The organism is Thioclava electrotropha, from assembly GCF_002085925.2.
GTDB classification, from domain to species: domain Bacteria; phylum Pseudomonadota; class Alphaproteobacteria; order Rhodobacterales; family Rhodobacteraceae; genus Thioclava; species Thioclava electrotropha.
Window position 1 is genome coordinate 290,001 of sequence record NZ_CP053562.1, and the last position, 16,425, is coordinate 306,425.

13 protein-coding genes, 1 tRNA gene and 2 rRNA genes (1 of these 16 cut by a window edge) are annotated in these 16,425 nt (G+C 56.6%); 7 read left to right on the top strand and 9 right to left on the bottom strand.

Features of this window, described 5'->3' with window-relative positions:
* The 7 genes from AKL02_RS01475 to AKL02_RS01505 all read left to right on the top strand — a co-directional run.
* A 23S ribosomal RNA gene (locus tag AKL02_RS01475) occupies window positions 1–1,824 on the top strand (it extends 1,009 nt beyond the left edge of the window).
* Between the two features lie 131 nt (window positions 1,825–1,955).
* Window positions 1,956–2,070, top strand: a 5S ribosomal RNA gene (rrf, locus tag AKL02_RS01480).
* 195 nt (window positions 2,071–2,265) lie between these two features.
* A tRNA-Met gene (locus AKL02_RS01485) sits at window positions 2,266–2,342 on the top strand.
* Window positions 2,343–2,533: 191 nt separating this feature from the next.
* Window positions 2,534–3,043, top strand: a complete 510-nt coding sequence (locus tag AKL02_RS01490) for a hypothetical protein (RefSeq protein WP_083079121.1) — start codon at window positions 2,534–2,536, stop codon at window positions 3,041–3,043.
* A gap of 569 nt (window positions 3,044–3,612) precedes the next feature.
* Entirely contained in the window at window positions 3,613–4,308 is a 696-nt protein-coding gene (locus AKL02_RS01495) for a hypothetical protein (protein ID WP_133051991.1), read from the top strand.
* A gap of 322 nt (window positions 4,309–4,630) precedes the next feature.
* The gene (locus tag AKL02_RS01500; RefSeq protein ID WP_133051990.1) at window positions 4,631–5,053 is read left to right on the top strand and encodes a hypothetical protein; all 423 of its coding nucleotides are present in this window, start codon (window positions 4,631–4,633) and stop codon (window positions 5,051–5,053) included.
* Between the two features lies 1 nt (window position 5,054).
* The gene (locus AKL02_RS01505; RefSeq protein WP_083079118.1) at window positions 5,055–5,840 is read left to right on the top strand and encodes a hypothetical protein; all 786 of its coding nucleotides are present in this window, start codon (window positions 5,055–5,057) and stop codon (window positions 5,838–5,840) included.
* A gap of 226 nt (window positions 5,841–6,066) precedes the next feature.
* Here the strand turns inward: AKL02_RS01505 and AKL02_RS01510 are convergent, their stop codons facing one another.
* From AKL02_RS01510 to AKL02_RS01550, 9 genes are all read right to left on the bottom strand, one after another.
* Window positions 6,067–7,215 carry a hypothetical protein gene (locus tag AKL02_RS01510; protein WP_083079117.1) on the bottom strand — a complete coding sequence of 383 codons (1,149 nt, stop codon included), beginning with the start codon at window positions 7,213–7,215 and terminating at the stop codon, window positions 6,067–6,069.
* A 425-nt stretch (window positions 7,216–7,640) separates the two neighbouring features.
* Entirely contained in the window at window positions 7,641–7,886 is a 246-nt protein-coding gene (locus tag AKL02_RS01515; RefSeq protein ID WP_083079116.1) for a helix-turn-helix transcriptional regulator, read from the bottom strand.
* 89 nt (window positions 7,887–7,975) lie between these two features.
* The gene (locus AKL02_RS01520; RefSeq protein WP_083079115.1) at window positions 7,976–8,782 is read right to left on the bottom strand and encodes a hypothetical protein; all 807 of its coding nucleotides are present in this window, start codon (window positions 8,780–8,782) and stop codon (window positions 7,976–7,978) included.
* Window positions 8,772–9,926, bottom strand: coding sequence for a site-specific integrase (locus AKL02_RS01525; protein WP_083079114.1), 1,155 nt, complete (start codon window positions 9,924–9,926; stop codon window positions 8,772–8,774). Before AKL02_RS01525 ends, AKL02_RS01520 begins: the two co-directional genes overlap by 11 nt.
* A 188-nt stretch (window positions 9,927–10,114) precedes the next feature.
* A complete protein-coding gene (locus tag AKL02_RS01530; RefSeq protein ID WP_083079113.1) occupies window positions 10,115–11,755 on the bottom strand; it encodes a recombinase family protein in 1,641 nt (546 codons plus the stop codon).
* Window positions 11,752–12,795, bottom strand: a complete 1,044-nt coding sequence (locus AKL02_RS01535) for a tyrosine-type recombinase/integrase (RefSeq protein WP_083079112.1) — start codon at window positions 12,793–12,795, stop codon at window positions 11,752–11,754. The genes AKL02_RS01530 and AKL02_RS01535 overlap by 4 nt, the downstream gene beginning before the upstream one ends.
* Window positions 12,792–14,495 (bottom strand): tyrosine-type recombinase/integrase, encoded by a 1,704-nt coding sequence (locus AKL02_RS01540; protein ID WP_083079111.1) that lies wholly within the window; start codon window positions 14,493–14,495, stop codon window positions 12,792–12,794. The genes AKL02_RS01535 and AKL02_RS01540 overlap by 4 nt, the downstream gene beginning before the upstream one ends.
* A 165-nt stretch (window positions 14,496–14,660) precedes the next feature.
* The gene (locus tag AKL02_RS01545) at window positions 14,661–14,870 is read right to left on the bottom strand and encodes a helix-turn-helix domain-containing protein (protein WP_083079110.1); all 210 of its coding nucleotides are present in this window, start codon (window positions 14,868–14,870) and stop codon (window positions 14,661–14,663) included.
* A gap of 420 nt (window positions 14,871–15,290) precedes the next feature.
* Window positions 15,291–16,238: a hypothetical protein gene (locus AKL02_RS01550; RefSeq protein WP_083079109.1), complete on the bottom strand. Its 948-nt coding sequence runs from the start codon at window positions 16,236–16,238 to the stop codon at window positions 15,291–15,293.
* Between the last annotated feature and the right edge of the window lie 187 nt (window positions 16,239–16,425).

Here is a 16,425-nt window from a genome sequence, read left to right on the forward strand (position 1 = left end):
ACCAACAGCTAAGGCCCCAATTCATGGCTAAGTGGGAAAGCATGTGAGACTTCCAAAACAACCAGGAGGTTGGCTTAGAAGCAGCCATCCTTTAAAGATAGCGTAACAGCTCACTGGTCTAGTTAAGAGGTCTTGCGGCGAAGATGTAACGGGGCTCAAGCCATGAGCCGAAGCTTTGGATGCACAGTGATGTGCGTGGTAGCGGAGCGTTCTGTGATATAGAACGCTGCCTCCTTATCTCCGTTCTCGGAGTATTGGAGGCAATGTTCTGACTGTGAAGCCGGGCTGTAAGGCATCCGGTGGAGTGATCAGAAGTGAGAATGTTGACATGAGTAGCGACAAACAGGGTGAGAGACCCTGTCGCCGAAAGTCCAAGGGTTCCTGCTTAAAGCTAATCTGAGCAGGGTAAGCCGGCCCCTAAGGCGAGGCCGAAAGGCGTAGTCGATGGGAACCAGGTTAATATTCCTGGGCCATGTGGTGGTGACGGATTGCGAGGGTTGTTCACACTTATTGGATTGTGTGGGCCGCTTAGCAGTTCCTGGAAATAGCCCCACTATCGGACCGTACCCGAAACCGACACAGGTGGACTGGTAGAGAATACCAAGGCGCTTGAGAGAACCACGTTTAAGGAACTCGGCAAAATGCCTCCGTAAGTTCGCGAGAAGGAGGCCCCATTCTCACGCAAGTGAGGGTGGGGGGCACAAACTAGGGGGTGGCGACTGTTTACTTAAAACACAGGGCTGTGCGAAGCCGTAAGGCGACGTATACAGTCTGACGCCTGCCCGGTGCCGGAAGGTTAAAAGGAGGAGTGCAAGCTCCGAATTGAAGCCCCGGTAAACGGCGGCCGTAACTATAACGGTCCTAAGGTAGCGAAATTCCTTGTCGGGTAAGTTCCGACCTGCACGAATGGCGTAACGATCTCCCCGCTGTCTCAAACGTGGACTCAGCGAAATTGAACTGTGTGTCAAGATGCACACTACCCGCGGTTAGACGGAAAGACCCCATGAACCTTTACTATAGCTTCGCACTGGCATCAGGCATGTGATGTGCAGGATAGGTGGTAGGCTTTGAAACGGGGACGCCAGTCTTCGTGGAGCCATCCTTGAGATACCACCCTTCGCCTGCTTGATGTCTAACCGCGGTCCCTTATCGGGATCCGGGACCCTGCGTGGTGGGTAGTTTGACTGGGGCGGTCGCCTCCCAAAGTGTAACGGAGGCGCGCGAAGGTTGGCTCAGACCGGTCGGAAATCGGTCGTTGAGTGCAATGGCAGAAGCCAGCCTGACTGCAAGACTGACAAGTCGAGCAGAGACGAAAGTCGGCCATAGTGATCCGGTGGTCCCGAGTGGAAGGGCCATCGCTCAACGGATAAAAGGTACTCTGGGGATAACAGGCTGATGGTGCCCAAGAGTCCATATCGACGGCACCGTTTGGCACCTCGATGTCGGCTCATCTCATCCTGGGGCTGGAGCAGGTCCCAAGGGTACGGCTGTTCGCCGTTTAAAGAGGTACGTGAGCTGGGTTTAGAACGTCGTGAGACAGTTCGGTCCCTATCTGCCGTGGGTGTAGGATACTTGAGAAGAGTTGCCCCTAGTACGAGAGGACCGGGGTGAACGGACCACTGGTGGACCAGTTATCGTGCCAACGGTAGTGCTGGGTAGCTATGTCCGGACAGGATAACCGCTGAAAGCATCTAAGCGGGAAGCCCCCTTCAAAACTAGGTATCCCTTGAGGGCCGTGGAAGACCACCACGTCGATAGGCTGGAGATGTAAGCGCGGCAACGCGTTCAGTTGACCAGTACTAATTGCCCGATTGGCTTGATTTGATCCGGTAGAAGCCAGACCTCTGGCATCCGATCAAACAGCATGCATTAATTTAGTGTAGAACGCTCCGCGCCAGCGCAATGCTGGAGGCGGCAAGCGCCGCATGACTTGAACTTCATCGCTTCTTCCTCGGTTTGGTGGTCATAGCACGAGCAAAACACCCGGCTCCATTCCGAACCCGGCCGTTAAGTGCCGTCGCGCCAATGGTACTGCGTCTTAAGACGTGGGAGAGTAGGTCACCGCCAAACCTAGAAAGAAGCGATAAAACTTCATCTCTCAAACAACGATGACAAACAAAATCCCGATCGCAAAAACATAAAGCCCTCGGGAAACAAACGCGGGATCGAGCACCCCGCAATCGCTACAAACTCTCCTCGAGAGTTTGCCTAACGCGATCGCCTCGTCAGGCTCATAACCTGACATAAAGGCAAACGCTCAACGGACGCGGGATGGAGCAGCCCGGTAGCTCGTCAGGCTCATAACCTGAAGGTCGTAGGTTCAAATCCTACTCCCGCAACCAAACAAACTACAGTTACATCAATACGTTAAACGCCGCCTTAGGGCGGTGTCTTGCGTTGTGCTCAGCCCCGTGGAAGCAATGTGGAAGCAAGCGACGCCTAATAGGAGCGCTTGCAAACGAGCAACAGTTGAAGTCTCCTATGGTCATACGGCACAGGTATTGCGCAGCACATAAATTGGTCCGGTAGCCACATGACGTCACCTGAAGTTCTTGACCTCCTTGAGCGCTTTCAGACTACGATTGTCGGCGTCGTGGGCTTCTTTGGCGTAATTGGCACGCTGATCGCGAATGCACGAATTTCCAGAGTCGAGCAACGCCGGCAGATAGTCACGAAGCGCAGGACATTGCGTAGGATTTTGGCTGCCGAGTTCCGCAATTACTCACGCGCGTTGAAGGAAAATGTCGAAGCTCCTTCTCCCGAAGGCGGAGTGTTCTCGGTCGGCAAGATTCGGAGACTTCTGTCAGACAGTTTGAATGCGGATCTAGGGCTTTTGGAAAATGATGAACTTGATGTCGTGATCAATGCGCTCATCAGCCTAGATGGCTTCAATCACTATCTTGAAAACCTTGCTCAACAAAATTTGGAAACTCGTTTCCTCTTTCCTGAGGAAGTGTTGCCGCATTTTCGCAGCGGTGCCGGTAGAATGGCGGAGGCGCTCGACCTTGCTATTGATGCGTTGGAATCGTTCGATGAGCGCTGAATGGACAATCGGCCCACAACATGGTTTCATCTTCGATGAAGTGGAGGGCTGAACACAGCTCGATGTGGCTTGGCGAATGACTACTGATTGTCACGGATGAAATGAAAATTTCGCAGCTTAAGGGCGCCCGATAGGTCGCTTGGCTCGTCTTGATGGTCACCTCGGAAAGTCCGTTACAAGCCAAAGCTGATCATTGGCGAACGCGGACGGCCGCGATCGCCCGCCCCGCTACGCGAAATGATAACTCCGCGGGTCGGGCGATTTCGAACCTTGCACTGATCGGCGTAAAGACCAACCGAGTTCCGATTCTAACTTAGCGAAAGTCCTTGGCAGGTTGATGCCCCTTAAGCCATTGTAAGGTGCCCACTCAGCCGCTTGGGTCAGCTTGCCACTCGGTTGAGTTGCCATATCGGTTAGGGCGGACTAGCCTAACGAAACGCGTCGCAGGTTGCGCAGCCTATACTGCGTGTGATGCAAAAGGCGGAGATCGTAATCGTAATGAAACTGGCAATAGGCCGTCCTCAGAGTTTGTTCGGACGATTTTAAATTAAGGAAGAATTATGCGCTCGTTGATCATCATTCTGTCCATTTGCGCACTAATCGTCCTAGGGCTCTTCGCTTTTGTCGCGTGTCAGCTCCACCCTGACGGAATCGAGCTGGAGATCGCGAAGGCGCTCCTTAATCTCCTAACGGTTGTTATAGTTACGCAAGCTGGAGCCATCGTTTATTCCCGCTACGAGCAGAAGAAACGAAAGGATGAATTAAGTGATTCCGCGAGAATGAGGATTCTAGACTCTTTGACTTTAGTATTTGGGGAAATTAAGAGGCTCCGAAGAAAAATCCGTTCGAGGCTCCTGTTTTTGGACAACGGAGCCGCAGTAACGCGGGATGCTATTTCGCTAGAAGTATATGATTCCTCATTAAACGAGATAAACGCAATGCAAATTACTCTGGAAGCCGTCGCGAAAGATGTTGAGAACATGGAGAATTTGTTCTCAAAGCCTAGGAAGGTCTTCGACGCGGTTTCTCAGATGGAGGCTTACCTAAATACAATGGTCGACGAATGGGAGCACAACTCTGTGAAGTTCGACGACCATACTTCTAAAGTCGATATTGCAGAGTTTCCGAAACTCGCCGACTTTTTAGGGGAGTATAAATCTTCTCAATTTAGAAAAGAATTTGTGCACAAATATTACTCCGCAGCGGATTATATGCGTGCAGATTTGATGGATGGCCGGAGCACCGCGTGGAAGCTGAAGAATTAGACGTCTCGAAAACGGGAGGCCACATAATTAAATTTTTGGGACGAATCTCATGGATGTAAAGTCCGTAATTTTTCCAAGGCGCTCCATCTCATTTGAACTCGGAATAGCAATTGGTGCTGTCTCTCGACAGGTTTGCGGTAGGAGCTGACAATTTTGGTCCAAGGCTATGTGGTCAGCAGCTCGCAGCCCGTATCGGCCACTCACACGGGGACGCTGCGGCTAGCCGCTCGCAGCGAGATAAAAGTCCTTAGGGACCCTGCAATCTTTACCCTAAATGATCATTAGTGTAGTTTTGGATTTTGGCCCCGGCGAGGACAGTGAATTGACTGACGCGCAGCAAAAAACGGACCCAACGTCGAGCGCTACATCTGATACGCAAAATGCATGTGCTTCGTCCAAGTCGACGGAGCATCCGCCGATCAGCAAAGAGCTGCATAGCCAGATTCAAAGCGTCATTGACGGAAATAATCGGACGGAATTCTTGTTGATGGGCGGCACAAGTGTTCTTTTCCTACTTGGAGCTGTCGCCGTTGTTTTTGCGCTTGTGAACGGCGAGTATATTTGGACTCTTCCCTCGGCCGGGATATCGGCGTTCCTTTACTGGCCGTATCTAAGAATTGAGAAACTTCGAAATCGGAACATAGCCCTGGCGTCCGCAGCAGCACTAATATCAAACCTCCCGCCAGCAGAGGCCGCTATGGAAATTCAGAAGTTGATTGAAAAGCTTTTTCAGGAGGGACGCTGAAATGGCGGCGGAGGACGATAAAACAAAGGCGCTTCTGGAGAAAATGCTGACAGATCTTTATAGTGCAGCATCCGCTGAAGACGCTGAATTTTCGGAGAAACACGGTGGTTCTTATCTTGAGGCAGAAGATAGGCAGTTTCTCGGTAAGATTACCAAAAGTAGTTTCGATACTGACTCGATTCTTAACAAGTATGGCCCCTATGGTAGTAAATATAGCAGCACAAGCATATTCAATCCCTACTGCCCTTACGGCGGGCAATACGGCCGCTTCAGTCCTGAAAATCCATATACGACAACACCGCCCAAGCTGATCATCAGAAACATAGAGATCGGAAAGGTGTCTGAGAACAGGTTTGTTGCAGACAGGATACCGCTTAGCTCTTTTCTCAATAGTCTCAAATATGACATCGACCAATTGCTTCTAGGAAATGTCTCCCGGAGCGATATCACTGCTCTCGCGCAGAGTGGCGGCACGTACATACAAGCGGCTGACGGTGTGTTTCTCGGGAACTTGAATCCGAACGAGTTTGATGCGAAATCGCTATTCAATAGGTTTGGCGAGTATGGGAATAAGTACAGCTCAACGTCTATATTCAATAAGTATTCAGAATACGGCGGTCCATTCTCTAACCTCAGTCCCTACAACCCGCGGAGCGTTAACCCACCAGAAATCATCTCTGGTGGGAAACGAGTTGCGTACTTGACTGTCAATCAATCGCTTTCGCCGCGAGTTGGCCCAGATGAAGTGCTTTCCTGGGCTCAGGCGCATGTTCAAAAAACCTATTAGGGTTTATGCTGACGTTGCAATGGGCCGCGAGTTATCTACGCAAAGCTGACGGACGCGCCCAAAAATAGCATCTCGGCTTCGTGCGACTGTCTGTCGGATCGGGCCAAGTGGCGACCAGTAGGAGGCTGCTCTGCGATGAGCTTCATTGGCGGTGTTTGCAATGCCTGCAGATTTAGCATGACGAGCGCACGAGTAAGCCGTGGCGAACGGTCGATTAAGCCGGTTCCTAAGTCCAACGATATTTCCCACCCGCCTTCTGCAACCGCTCTTCCAGCGTCTTCGGGTGCTCTTCGCTATACCAGCGCAGGGCTTCCGTGTGTCTCTCCATGAAATCATAGAACTCATCCGGCGCAACTCCCGAAACCGCGGCGCGGGTGACGAACAGGCCCAGAAGCTGCCGATCCAGCTCCCGAATCTTCGCGGTGCGGTTGGCAAGGATCACATCCGAGGGAAGGACGCCGCAGCAATAGACGGTGAGGTCATTGCCGATGGTGTCTTCAAAGAGCCGCCACAGTTGGTGTACGGGCCACCGGGCGCGGTTGCTGTCACTGGTAGGGATGCAGTACCGCAGGCGCTGCAAGGCATCGTGGTAGGCGTCTCCGAGTCTTTCCCGCAGATCGGCCCATGAGTGCATCTCGAACCGGCCCCGGAGCTGTTTTGAACCAAGCCGCAGCTCGAATCGCCAGACTTGGCTTGCGAGACGATCGGAGAGGTCCAAAGGTTCTTGCCCGCAGGATGTCCGTTCCGCGTTCCAGATGGCCAGCCAACCATCCTTCGCCTTCTGGATGACTTCTGTTCGCTTGTCGTAGATCGCGAGCTGCCGGTTATCGACGTTGCCCGCCCGTAGTCCCGTGACGCGGCTTCCAGTGGCCTGCGTCACGGTCTCCTCTGGCCCTGTGTATTCTGTCACCTTCGTTCCCGGTGGAGCCACAAGCGCGATCCGCTCTGGCTCGAACCAAGGGGCGAGCAGATCCACGGCAAAGTCCACACGCGAGACACGGAGCTGGTGTTCGCCATAAGGAATGGCAAGCGCGTCCATCACTTGTCGAAAATGTCGCTCGGCGTGGTCTAGTCCGCCGGTGGCCAACCCAAGGGCGCGGAAGTCCACGGTAACGCCGGGATTGTTGGGAATGCGGTCGGCGGGGTCTTGGAACATCCAGATCGCGCCAAGCTCCCCGGTGTTCGCGTTTAGCGTCCGTCCACCCTTTTGCGTCACGGACAAAGTTACATCGCCAAAACGAAGCTCAATATCGTACCCGTGTTCTTTGGCTTGGGATTTCGCGAGCACCAGTTCTCGACGTAGCTCCGGGGTGATTTCAGCCTGTAGAGTGAATCTGAGACCGTCGAAGCCGCTATGTAGGATCTGTGCTTTCATTTGCTCTGGTCTACGCTGTCGTATTCGTGGAGGGGGGTGTTACAAGACCCCCCTTTCGCCAGGCTTCCAAACGTTTTGAAGGCGCTTCGCGCCTGGAGGACGCCCGCCTGGCGGCGGACAGTCCCCCAGGAGCGAAGCACTGCAAGCCGTGGCTGCTCCCGGGTTCGTCGGTGTTCCCCTGGAACCCACATGCTCATAAGAACTTTGTGGGATCTGGGTCGAAGACGGTTATCCGAAGTGTCACTGAGATCACTAAATCTCCCGACCCGTTTTCGAGGTTTGCGTCTCGGTTGTGCGTTACGGCGAAGGCGCTCCCACCGACGAGGTTGGTGATTACCAGTCCAGCATCATCGGCATGAGCGCAGACGTTGGAGTCGAAGTAGTCGACAAGGAATTCGCTTAAGGAGCGAGGGGGCGGTGGGGGACTAAACATCGTGCCCCCCACCTATGCTGGCTTCGGTCGAATGTTTGGCCAGCTTGCTTTCGACCCAGGCGTTAAGATCGCGCCTGCGGTATCGGATCGACCGGGGTGACACCTTCACGTAAAGGGGGCCACCTCCGCGTGTGCGCCAGTTTTGTAGCGCGCGCATTGTGTAGCCGAGAAAATCGGCAGCATCCCGTTCGGTGATGAGCCGGTCGAGATAGTCGGCATCGGGTGCAGTCGGTTTCATCGCAGTCCTTTCATCGGTTGAGTTGATGAACCGATGCTTGCGACCGTGGTTTGCGCTAAGCAATTGCTGATAAATAGAAAAACACTTTATCACTTTTTCCGCGAAGGCGTTTCGCGGCGAATGCGGATGATATGTTTGCGAATGGCGGAATCGCCGAGGCCTTTATCCGTGGTTTGACCAGTATGCTCTTTGACGCGCTCGCGGATCTCGTAAATGAGTTCTTTCTCTGGGAGACCGTCTCTGACACTCAGCTCGAAATACGCTTGCTCGATCTGGGCCCGATAAGAAGGCCTACCGAGTCTCTCGGGCTCGGATTGTGACGAGTTCGCACCCGACGTTGCAGGTATTCCGAGCGCCTTACGGTGTTCGTCAGAAGGAGGGAATGTCTTTAACGCCGGAAGTGTCTCAACGTCGTAGGAATGGTCTTTCACTAGCCAGGACGAGTGCGGCATAAGAACTCTGACATCGGCAAAGATGAAGCCGGAGCCCGTTAGCTCAGCTTTGTCCCAGTCGAAGGTGCCGTGCTTCCAAGATTCCTTTGGGATCAACACGGGATTGTCGTCCGCGGACCTGGGCAAGAAATATCCAATCGCGTCAGCTAATCCGACGCTTAATTCCCAAACGAAACTTATGCGCATCGCGTCCAAGGGATCAATCTGGCGTCTCAGACGCAGTCGGACATAACGCGCGGTATTTCGAAGCGTGAAGATGTGAAAGCCGTTTTGCTTAAACTGTTTCCGCACCACATCGAGCAGAGACATAAAGCGCCAGTCGTCTGTACGGTTTCGGCTCGTTTCGTAGGCGCGAAAACCTTCTGAGAGTGGAAGCACGCCCCAATCGAAATGGCGCTCTTGCCCCTTGCCGATTGTCATTTTTCCTTCAACATCAGGCACCATTCATTGCTCCGCTCAACATCGCCGCATTCCGTTCAGCTGCTTGCATCACAGGGTCATCCGCCAGATGGGCGTAACGCATAGTCGTCTGTATCTGCGTATGTCCAAGCAGCTTTCCGACCATCTGGATTGGCATGCCATTTGCAACAGCGTTCGAGGCGTAAGTATGGCGCAGATCGTGGATGCGCACGTCTTCGAGGCCTGCGGATTTTCGAATGCGACGCCATGGTTTTTGGAGATCGGTGACGCGCTGACCGGCTAGGGCACCTGCGATCACAAACGGATTTCCGTCGCGACGCGGCAAACGCTCAAGAACGGCCTGTGCTGCTGGCGGCAAAGGAATTCGTCGCGCACCGGTCTTGCTGTCGGGCAGCTCGAGGTATCGACCACTCACGAAAGACCATTTCAGCGTTTGTATCTCGCTCAATCGGCATCCTGTTAGGATCAGCAGACGGAAAGCCGCGACGACGAAGACGGTTTCGGTGCCCTCGGCCTCACATGCAGTCAGCGTCTCGCCTAGTCGAAGCAGTTCAATTTTGCTTAGAAAGCGTTCTCGTTTCTCTTCCCGATACTTGGGCACGTGGCGACAAGGGTTCGACCCGTCTGGCCGCAACCCCCAGACCTCGCAGAGCGTAAATAACTTAGACAGAACGCCGAGCGTTCGGTTTGCCTGATAGGGGCGCGCCCGATTCGCGTGATGCAGCTTGGCAATGTCAGCGCGGTTAACGTCGATGATTTTGTGGTTGCCCATTGCGGGGTAGGCAAACAGCTCTAGCGCACGTCGATACTCCCGCGCAGTGGAGGGCTTGCAGTGCACCGCAACATGCTCATGAAGAAAACGCTCACCGACACTAGAGAGCGTAGGAGCACCACGATGTTGGGCGATCACTTCGGCGGGGTTCTTGCCAGCGGCGACAGAGCCGAGCAACTCTCTGGCTTTCCTGCGCGCCTCGTCTACGGTAATCGCGCCATGCTGGCCGATAGCGATCCGTCTCGTCCGCCCGCCACTGCGATATTGCACCAGATATGAACGCCGCCCGCTGGGAAGTACCCGGACACCGAAGCCATTTACCTCGCTGTCAAAGCTGATGTAGTCCCTTTCCAGCACGGGCAGCGTCTCAACCACACGCTTGGTCAATTTCGGCATCGGTAGTGTCTCCCATCGAGCCACCTAACTGTTTCCATGGAAGCGCTATGGAAGCACGAGGCAGCGAAAACGATGCCTTAGTGATGAGTCATGAGCGTAGTTGTTGTCCAGAATAAAATATCTGAATCAATGGCTTGGCGGGCTGTGGCGTCGAGCGAAGCAATCTGGCGAAAAGGTCGTGCACAAACTCATAACCTGAAGGTCGTAGGTTCAAATCCTACTCCCGCAACCACTTCTACCGAACTTGGATCAAGACGCTGCGCAGCTTCGGGCTGGGCAAGTCCAATGAGCGCCGTGATGGCGCCCTCGAGTTCGACTGTAACCTTCTCTCCATCGACATGTATTGTCACCGAACTGATGAGACCTCGGATGGTCTCAAGCGCCGCCGTGCGGATTGCAGGGTCGGAAAGCGTCTGTGCGAGGTCCGTAACCTTGCGTCGATAAATCTCGCTCAGCCCCGGGTGAAGACGCACCGGAGAAGGTTGGGGCGCTGTCAGTTCTGCCTCGACGATGATCTTGCGCGCTTCCAGGTCTTCGAGCTTCGCCATGAGCCCGGCCGTGCGCAGGCCGTCAGCAATGGCGTCGTAGAGACCTTCCAACCGACGAGTGAGCTGTGCGAGTTCAGCCTCATGGCGCGCGCGTTTGGCGGTCTCCTCCGAGCGCCCAGCATTCACCTCTTCTCCGTAGGCAGCAATGAAGGCGGCGACCGCTCTGGGCTGCATCAAGCGCTCGCGGAGCAGGTCGAGAACAAGGGCCTCAAGCTCTCCGCGCTTGAACGAGCGGCGCTGCGTGCAGGTGCCGAGCTTGCGTGCCGCCGAGCAGGCGAGGTAATCCTTGCCCACGGCCGCGAAGCCACCTCCGCAGCAGCCGCAGCGCAGAAGACCCGTCAGCAAATGGACCTTGCGCTTCTTCTCCCAGAACCTTGTTGCTCGGATCGCCTGTACTCGGGGCTCGGCATCGATCTCGCCCTGCCGACGCTTCACCGCTTCCCAGAGGTTGTCGTCGATAATCCGCAGATCCGGGACCTCATTGATGATCCATTCCTGCGGCGGATTGCGCCGTGAGACGCGTTTACCGGTCTCGGGATCCTTCATGTAGCGCAGCCTGTTCCAGACGAGGCGCCCGATATAGAGCTCGTTATTGAGAAGCCCCGTGCCCCGGATCCGATGGCCACGGATGGCGGTATCACGCCAGAGCGCGCCACGCGGGCCGGGGACATGGTCCGCGTTCAGGCGCTTGGCGATGGCTTTGGGCGAATGACCTTCGCTGAACTCCTTGAAAATGCGCTTGATGATCTCGGCCTCAGTGGGGTTGATCGTTCTCTCTCCCGTAACCGGCAGGCCGTCTGGCCCGAGGCGGCGCACCACGTCATAGCCATAGCTATTGCCGCCACCGGAATGCCCGCTTTCAACACGGCCGCGCAGGCCGCGGCGGGTTTTGGCTGCAAGATCCTTGAGGAAGAGCTGGTTCATCGTGCCCTTGAGGCCCACATGCAGCTCGGTGACCTCGCCCTCCGCAAGCGTCACGATCTTCACCCCATGAAACGTGAGCCTTTTGTAGAGCGTCGCGACATCGGCCTGGTCGCGGCTGAGGCGATCGAGGGCTTCGGCGAGCACGATGTCGAAGGCCCCGCGGCCCGCTTGCTCCAAGAGGCTTTGCAGCCCCGGGCGCAGAATGGTCGCGCCCGAAAGCGCCATATCGGAAAATACCTCGCTCACCGTCCAGTCGTCGCGTGCGGCGCGTTCCTGGCACAGGCGAACCTGGTCTTCGATCGAGGCTTCGCGCTGCATCTGGGTTGAGAAACGGGCGTAAATGGCAACTCGGGTCATGATTTGCCTCCCTTCAGGCTTTTGACGAGTGCAGCGTAATCGCGGCCGGCCTCGATAGTCTGGGCATGAATGTAATGGCGTTCTGCCGTCTTGAACCCTGAATGCGCCAAGACCGGGCGGATCAGACGCGCTGCATCGGGCGAGAGCCGCGCCAGCGTCGTCGCCGCGGCATCGCGGAAGAAATGCGGCGGGATCCGTTTGCCGGTGAGCTGTAGGGTGAGATCGCCGATACGGGATCCCAGATAGTTCTCCTCCGGAATCTCACCCTTCTTGCCCACCCAGAGTCGGGCATGGTCCTGATTGCCGCGCGCCATCAGGTAGGGGCGGACATCTTCGATATAGCGTCGCAGGACGGGCTCGACCTGCCATGGGACGGAGGCTTCCCAAGCTACGCCCGTTTTGGTCATCTCCTCGGAAAGCGAAATGGTGATCTCGTCATTCATGACGAGAACCGATTGGCCGAGCGTGAGCTCACAGAAGGACCGACGGCGCATCGGCATCAGGGCCAGCAGCGCGATCATCGTTCCATCGCGACGTCGCTTCATCGCCTCGAGCGGAGTCTCCGCTGCGTCGGCGAGCGGCCCCGCGTGGTGCAGGCCTGCCTCAAGCAGCACTCTTGTGGAGACGATGCGGCCACGCTTGCGTGTAGGTTCGCCGCGACCGGCCTCAAGCTTCAGGGCCCCGCGCAAGCGGCGATGCATGACCCAGTCCGCATCTGGTGCAGCGGCGCTGAGGACACGAATGACACCGTCGACAAACATCAACCGGGTCATTGGCGCGGTATGCGCCAAATCCGCGAGCCAGGCTTGAAGGCGCGGCAGGGAGGCACGTTCTGCAGGCGGCAGCCTCAAGGCATCGCGTTCTGTGCGGGAGAGCCACCCCAGCCAGCGGCCATATCTTATGCCCAGTGTCTCGAGGGAGCTCGCGCGCAGATGCGCGAGTGCGCCATGATCGTCGAGAGGCCCGCCTTGCGCGCGCAGCGTGGCCCACATGACCCGATCTGCTTCGGGCCAGTCTTCGATGGGAAGAATGAGGCTCATTTGCGAGGGCCTTTCTTGCGGCCGACGAGTTCGGCGAAGGCCTTTGTCGCTGCCTTGTTCTCAAGGCCGGAATACATGTTGATGGTATGGCTCACCTCGGAATGGCCAAGGAGGCGGCGGGCGGCCTCATAGGATCCGGGGCTGGCATCGAGCCAGTTCATGACCGCGAAATGGCGGAAGAGATGCGCATTCATCTCTACGCCCGTCTCCTTGCGGATCCGCTTTTTGATCCTCTCTGAAAGTTGGTTCGGGTCGACGGAGTTGGAGCCGTCGCGGCGCGGGAAAATCCACGGCGTACCTTTGGGACATAACTCCGGCGCACGGGTTGCAAGATGCTTCTCGATCATGAGGACGACCTCGCGCGGAAGCTCGAACTCGAGCGGTTGGCCGTTCTTCACCTCGTCCTCGGTCAGCACGAGAAATACGCGGCCATCGCCGGGACGTTGCAGGTGCTGCTCGAGGTGGATCCCCGCCAGGTTCCGGATCCGGATCGGGCAGTAAAGAAGGATCGCGATCGCGAGGGCATCTTCGCGAGCCAAAGCACGCTGATAGGAACGCGCTCCCGTGCGCGGCGACTGGTTGAATAGGTGTTCGGGAAGGTTGAGGAGACGTTGCGCCCGGCGTTCATCCTGCAGTACGCGCAGGCGGTCCCGGTTCTTGCGGGTGATCCCCCGCTGCGGGCTGGTTGCCACCTTGCCCGCGAGCCCTTTGAGACGCTTCTGCACGTCCTCCGACTGGCCGGTGATTTTGCCCAAGTTGCGCAGCAAAGCGGCAACTTCGCTAATCATCTTCGTTGTCGAGTTCTCCGTGCGCGACAGCATTTGACGCAAACCACGTTCCGCCATCGTCGGGTCGAGAAGGACGTCGAGGCTGGTCAGCGTCTCAGGCGAAACGCCGGAATGCACGAGCTCGGAGGCAAAGCGGATGAGTTGGCGGCGGTATTGCTTGAGGGTGACCGGGCGCAGAGCCCGTGTGCGGCCGTCACTTGCAAGAGGGTCAGGGGTCGCGAGCCGTGCCATAAGTGCGTCGAGATCCGCGATGAAACTCTGGGGCAGGGCCGCTTCATCAAGCTTGATGACGTTCTGGCGCGAGGGGAGAGACAAGGTGATGCGGGGCCACTCGGGGATGCGTTTGACCGCTAGGTTCCAACCGTTCACAGCCGCGCGGTAAGGAACTTCGGGGTTCTTGCTGATCTCGTTGTGGATCAGCGCCTCAAGATAGGCGTCCGCGTCCTCGCCGGATACGTTCGCAGGGAGGGTGCCCCGGTTGCTCAGGAAAAACACGAAGCGGCGAAGTGCCAGCGGCAGGGTGGGATCCTTGGCTTCAAGCACGATCTGCCACAGGTGTTGCCATTCTCCGATCAAATCGTAGATGCGGCTAGAACGGCGTTCCAAGATACCGACATGCGCCATCGCGGCGCGCGCGTCACTCACGGCATTCTGCCAGCTCTTGGAGGTGAGGTTGAGGGACGCCGGGGTGATCTTTGCGAGCCGGGGTTGCAGCCAGCGTCCGAAGCAGGGGACGTCCTGAGGCAGACGGCCAAGCGCTTTGGCGACGCGGCTAAGGCCGGAGATCATATCGCGGCGGCGGATCCCGGAGAGGTCCTCGGCAGCCTCCAACATCGTGATCAGGTCGGAGAACATCGGCGTGCCTTCGGGAATGAAGGCGAGGTCGAGCTTTTTTTGGTTCTGCATGTTCATCGGGGACGCTTCCTCTGGTCAGCTATGGTCTCGGGTGGACAGGGCAGGACAGAGCGCCCGATTCGGGAAAAGGATAACACGATTAGTCCGCAACTAGCGGGGTGGGCCTATTCCCGAATGTCCCCTAAGGTGTTGACATAAATGGACATTGGTGGGCGTCGGTGGCTACCAGCGCGACACTGCGCGGTAGGCCGCGTGGGCCGCAGGATCGATGCGCAAAAGACGCCCGCCGGGGCCCACGCGCACCACTTCCAAGAGGCCCGCCGCGATCGCGCGGCGCACCGTCTTCTCCGAGCAATGGTCGAGCTCAGCGACCTCGCGCACCGTCAGCAAGGCGCGGGGGCGGTCAGTCTTCTTCGGGGTGGGTTGCTGCATCGGGCTGCTCCTTCGTTGCAGGAGCGTTCGCCGCCAGATCACACGCCACGTGCTGCGCCAACAGGCGAACGAGTTGCCCAAGGGCAGCCTCGATCTGCATCTCGGCAGCGTCGTCTTGAACGGAGGGGGCGGGAACGCGGGTCATGCCATGAGCATGCATGACCAGGTACGGGGGGAACCAAGTGCATTGATTGCACCCGATTAGCTCTGATGGCGCGATCTCTTTGAGTCAGAGCAAATGCACTGACTCTGCTGATCAGATCGCAGAATGTTCAGCTAGATGTCCGGCGGCATTCTCGCCGTATGCCTGCAGTTTACGTCCTGTTCTTGGAGGGGAATGTAGCGGATTGGTGACGACGCCTTCCGCGGCTCTCCAGTTCGATCGCATTGCAGTGACGAGACGACTAGACGAACCAATCTCTACTTTTTATGGGACTTCGAGGAGAGGTCACCTCGCATCTCGAAGCGGCGTCTAACCAATTCAATGTCGCTCTTCAGGGTGTGAACGCTCGCCACTCTCCCGCCCTCTGAGACCATCTCAATTACATCCTTGACCAGCTCTATCAAACGACCGCCCCGTTGGTTCTTCGTCAACGAGCTATCCGTCGTGTAGGTCAGCGGCCAGCCAGCATCTTGCGCCACGTAGCAGCATGATTCCACAACATGTAGCCTTCGATTGTCCTGTTCCTTGCGACGATCATCCGGCTGCAAGATGCGTCGTGCCTCGTCCAGACTGACATAGGTCACGCTATCGGTTCGCGTCTTAGCAGCTTCCTGATGGTTCACTGCGGCCTTCGATGCATCCGCCTCTTCCACCACCACGACCCTGAAGCCGAAACTGTCGAATAAGGCATTGGCCTCGACGGCGCTAAGTTCCGTATCGCGATTGCGCTTTGCGAGTTTGCGATCATGCAACCGACGTTCAACAGTCGCTCGGCTGATCGTGAAAAAACTCAGACGCGTATCGATATCAAGGGAATACCCGAGCAGTAGTGAAAGTTCGCGCGCCTGCTCCATGGAAAGTCTGTGTCGATCGGACAGAGCCACTATCTGTCCCTCATCGAGCGCGCCCTTGTCCCCATAGTCATCAAGTTTGAAGGGAGTCGCGCCTGCGGAAACGTTATCTCGGTGCGGGTAAATCGCATAGTCTTCGGATGAGCGGATTGACCCGGCGCCTGCCTGATGGGCTTTCTCGTTTTGCTTCCCCATAAAAATCGCTCCTTCCTTGGTCGCTGCCTCAGACGCCGTACTGTCGCTTATTAACTGAAGTGCGATCGCCGCGCCGGTGTTCGGCATCTGCCGAACGCTCGAACGTCCCACTAACCCTCTTTCCGACGATCTTACGGTGCAATCGATGCACTTGGCCATCGCGATCCTCCTTGGGGGACAAGTGCCTGCGCCCTCGTAAGAGGCGGCGCAGGTGCACCCGGTTTACACCCGATCCTCTTCCTCGCGCCTGCGAATATCAAAGAGGGTTGGCCACGGTCTGTCCGCGCACCGGCCACAAAGCGCAGGCTATGATCCGGGGACTACCCCACCCCGCGCCAAGTCGGCT

Bases quoted from the DNA above. Each gene is read 5' to 3' on its own strand.
- AKL02_RS01530 (WP_083079113.1), bottom strand. From the start codon at position 11,755: ATGACCCGAGTTGCCATTTACGCCCGTTTCTCAACCCAGATGCAGCGC.
- AKL02_RS01490 (WP_083079121.1), top strand. From the start codon at position 2,534: ATGACGTCACCTGAAGTTCTTGACCTCCTTGAGCGCTTTCAGACTACG.
- AKL02_RS01535 (WP_083079112.1), bottom strand. From the start codon at position 12,795: ATGAGCCTCATTCTTCCCATCGAAGACTGGCCCGAAGCAGATCGGGTC.
- AKL02_RS01505 (WP_083079118.1), top strand. From the start codon at position 5,055: ATGGCGGCGGAGGACGATAAAACAAAGGCGCTTCTGGAGAAAATGCTG.
- AKL02_RS01510 (WP_083079117.1), bottom strand. From the start codon at position 7,215: ATGAAAGCACAGATCCTACATAGCGGCTTCGACGGTCTCAGATTCACT.
- AKL02_RS01550 (WP_083079109.1), bottom strand. From the start codon at position 16,238: ATGGCCAAGTGCATCGATTGCACCGTAAGATCGTCGGAAAGAGGGTTA.
- AKL02_RS01525 (WP_083079114.1), bottom strand. From the start codon at position 9,926: ATGCCGAAATTGACCAAGCGTGTGGTTGAGACGCTGCCCGTGCTGGAA.
- AKL02_RS01515 (WP_083079116.1), bottom strand. From the start codon at position 7,886: ATGAAACCGACTGCACCCGATGCCGACTATCTCGACCGGCTCATCACC.
- AKL02_RS01545 (WP_083079110.1), bottom strand. From the start codon at position 14,870: ATGCAGCAACCCACCCCGAAGAAGACTGACCGCCCCCGCGCCTTGCTG.
- AKL02_RS01520 (WP_083079115.1), bottom strand. From the start codon at position 8,782: ATGGTGCCTGATGTTGAAGGAAAAATGACAATCGGCAAGGGGCAAGAG.
- AKL02_RS01540 (WP_083079111.1), bottom strand. From the start codon at position 14,495: ATGAACATGCAGAACCAAAAAAAGCTCGACCTCGCCTTCATTCCCGAA.